The 3,615-nt window shown below is 72.0% G+C and carries 2 protein-coding genes; both read right to left on the bottom strand.

All coding sequences use genetic code 11. The features are described 5' to 3' along the window. Positions 1-2,451: FtsK/SpoIIIE domain-containing protein (locus tag DW299_RS19055; protein ID WP_168443112.1), on the bottom strand; the 2,451-nt coding region annotated here is incomplete at its 3' end. Between the two features lie 58 nt (positions 2,452-2,509). Then, positions 2,510-3,304 (bottom strand): PP2C family protein-serine/threonine phosphatase, encoded by a 795-nt coding sequence (locus tag DW299_RS09685; protein WP_136030030.1) that lies wholly within the window; start codon positions 3,302-3,304, stop codon positions 2,510-2,512. Between the last annotated feature and the right edge of the window lie 311 nt (positions 3,305-3,615).

The following is a 3,615-nucleotide window of genomic DNA, read 5'->3' on the forward strand; positions in this document are numbered from 1 at the left end:
CGCGCCCACCGCGTCCGACGCGCCCGCCGTGACCAGCGCCACGACCGGCCTCGCCGGTGCCCAGATCTCCGTCGAGGAGGCAGCGGACTGCCTCGGCCGCTCGTCCGCCCAGGCGAACTGCACCTCCCGCCCGTCGAGCACCGCGCGTCCCGGCGGTCGGTCCCGCACGAACCCTGACGTCTCGCCACCCGCTGCGAGGTGCTCGACGCGCGACGCCGCGCGTAGAAGCGCTCGACGGGGCAGCGCGTCGAGCACACGGCCCAAGGGACCCGATGCCCGTGCGGCCGTGAGGATCCAGGTCGTCGAAGGTGACAGGCGCAGCGACTGCTCCCACCGCTGCGCGAACTCCTGTGCGTACTCGACGGGGAGCTCGGCGTGCAGCGCATCGAGGTCGTCGCACAGCACGAGCTCGGGGATCTCCGTGTCACCCCTGACCCATGCCGCGAGCAGGTCCACCGCGCTTTCCGCATCGGAGGGGAACAGCAGGGCATCATGGCGCTGGGCCGCCACCGCGCGCACGAGCGCCGTGCGTCCGCTGCCCGGAGCGCCGAGCACGGCGAGCCCGCGCTCACGCCCCGGACGCAGGAGCTCCCGAGGCTGCCGCTGTCGTTGCGGGTCGTCGGCGAGACCGAGCACCACCGCGTCTCCCCCGGCGTCGTCGCTGCCGTCGTGATCCGCGACACGAAGGTCTGCGAGATCGATGTGTCGCGGCAACGGCGGGAGCCAGGGGCTGACAGCCGGAGCCGCCTGGCTCCAGCGCGTCGCTGCACGCCGCAGGTCTCCGGGACCGGTCAGCGCGACGCGCACGAGCTGCGGCTCCGCATCCTGCGGTCGACGCACGAGCGCACAGCCGCGCCCCTCCGGCCCCCCATCGAGCAGCGCCGCGCCGTCGGTCCCGATCACGGCCCTGCTGTCCGCGGGATCTGCGACCCGCAGGCTGATCCGCAGCGGGCAGTTCGCCGCCAGGGCGTCACGGATCACGCCGCCCGCACGCTGCGTCCCGAGGACCAGGTGCATCCCCAGGGCGCGGCCGCGCGCAGCGATGTCGATGAACACGTCGCCGAGGTCGGCGTGCTCGAGGAGCAGGGCGGCGAACTCGTCGACCACGATCACCAGGCGTGGCAGGTCGACCTCTGACACGTCTCGAACGCCGGCCGCGGCGAGGGCGGCCTCCCGTCGTCGCATCTCCGCCCGCAGGCTCGAGACACCCCGGCGCGCACCCTCGTCGTCGAGGTCCGTGATCACCGCCGACACCTGGCGGAGAGCGCGAAGCGGCTCGAACGCCGTCCCACCCTTGAAGTCGGCCAGCACGAACGTCACCCGATCCGGTCCGTACGCGGCACACATCGCCGCAACCCAGGTCACGAGCAGTTCGCTCTTGCCCGCCCCGGTCATGCCGGTGACGATCGCGTGCGGTCCGTGCTCCACCAGATCGACCGCGATGTCGGTACCCCGGCCGTCACGGCCCACCACGACCGCGAGACCATCACCTGCCTCTGAGACGATCACGTCGGCCAGCGGCACGCTGAGCGGGAGCTCCGTATGCGTGTCCGACGGCTCGCCCGTTGCCGAGGCGACCAGTTCTGCCTGCGCTTGCGACAGGCACTCGACCGCGACCTCGGTCACGCCCTCCGGCGTGCGCAGCGATGCGGCCCCCGGCTCGGCCACGTCGAGCACGGTCGTGATCCCCGACGGCACCTCGGCGTCGGGAGCCGCCGTCCAGATCACCGCATCTGCCGCGACGGGCGCTCCGAGCGTGCCCCACCCCACCCGGAAGGCCCCCCGGCGCGCCCGCACCGCGTGAGCCGCCGTGGTCAGACCGGACGACGCCAGCTCCTCGCCGACGAGCGCCAGTTGCGCCGGCCCGAAGCGGAGGCAGAGCTGCGCGACCAGAGCTCGTGCCGCCGCGGCTGCGACCGGGGCCTGGCCACGGACGCAGACGCCCCCGCCGAGCCGGACCACGACCGGTGCGTCATCGAGCTCGGCGCATCGCGCGCGGAACGCCTCTGCTCGATCGCCCTCCCCACCCGTCGTGCGCACGGCGCTGACACGCACACCGCGACCCACGGTCATCTGGGTGTCGGCAGCGATCGGATCCGTCCCACGAAGCGGCGGTTCTGCGACGCACGCGGCGACGTCCGGGTGGCGCGACTCGAGCTGGGCCCGCTCCTCGGCGTGACGACGGGCGAGCGCATCCTCGACCGCGCGCCACTCGGCCTCCACCCTGTCCGCCTCACGCCGTCGATCGTGCCGTCGCGTCCTCGCGGCGTCGGCCACCGAAGCGAGCATCATGAGGGGACCGAGTGCGGCGAACCACAGCGACTGCACCGACCCCGTGGTGAGCCACAGCGCCACCCCCATCCCGACCGGGACGATTCCCGCGAGATACGGCAGCGAGGTGCGGCGCGGCGGCGCGGGCGCGGAAGGGATGACGAGGGGAGACAGGTCCATCTCCCCAGTGCACCGCTCCGTGACAGCAGAGAGCCTGCTGTCCACAGCCTCGGAGCGACTACTCCGCGGTGTCCCCCTCTGGGGAGGAGGACTGGGGGTCGCTCACCTGCAACACGATGAGCGTCACGTTGTCGCGACCACCGTTGTCGAGAGCCGCAGCGAGCATGGCGTCCACGCACGCGGCCGGATCGGAGTTCTCCCGCAGGAAATGCTGGATGCCGTAGTCGGTCAGCTCCTTGGTGAGTCCGTCGGAGCAGATCACGAACCGGTCGCCCGGACGCAGGTCGATGGTGACATAGTCCGGAGCGGTGAGCTCGCTGGCGCCCACCGCGCGCGTGATGACGTTGCTGTAGGGGTGGCCCTCGGCCTCCTCCGGACTGAGCTTCCCCGCTGCGATCAGCTCCTGCACCACCGAGTGGTCCGTGGTCACCTGCACGAGCCGGTCATCGCGCAGGAGATAGACCCGCGAGTCGCCGATGTTCAGCGCGACCCACTGCGCCTGGTCTCCGCCGTCGTCCAGGTAGACGCCCGTGAGCGTGGTCCCGGTTCCCTCGTCGGTGGTCTCCGGGTGCTCCGCGATGTCGTCGACGGCGCGGGCGAGAGCCTCTTCGATCGTGCGATGCGAGATGTCGCCCGCGACGACCGCGGCCTGCAGGCGGGACACGGTGCTTTGGCTTGCGATCTCGCCTCCCGCGTGCCCGCCCATTCCGTCGGCGACGATGAAGAGGGGGAACTCCGCGAGGAACGCGTCCTGGTTGGTCTCACGGCGACGGCCCTGATCCGTGACACCCGACCACGAGAGCAGCAGCGGGCGTCCCGCAACCGTGACGGTGTGCGTCTTCGTCTCAGCCACGTGCTGCCTCCGATGGACCTGCGGCGGAAAGGGCGGTCGCAGGATACTCACACATCGTAGTGGAACACGATCCCCTCGCTCGCACCGGGGCCCTTCGAGGGGCAGAGCGGAACGGAGACGCCGATCGGGCGCTGCGACAAGACCATGACCTCCACGTTAGCGGGCGCATCGCCCGCGAGAACACCGTTCACACCACGAAACCCCCGGCGGTGGGCCGGGGGTTTCGCGACGACGGTCACGCAGGGGGCTGCGTGGGATCGTTCGGGGTAGTGGGAGGAGCCGGCGGTGCGGCCGGCGGGGCGTAGCCGGGA

Source organism: Microbacterium sp. K35, from assembly GCF_004794375.1.
GTDB lineage: Bacteria > Actinomycetota > Actinomycetes > Actinomycetales > Microbacteriaceae > Microbacterium > Microbacterium sufflavum.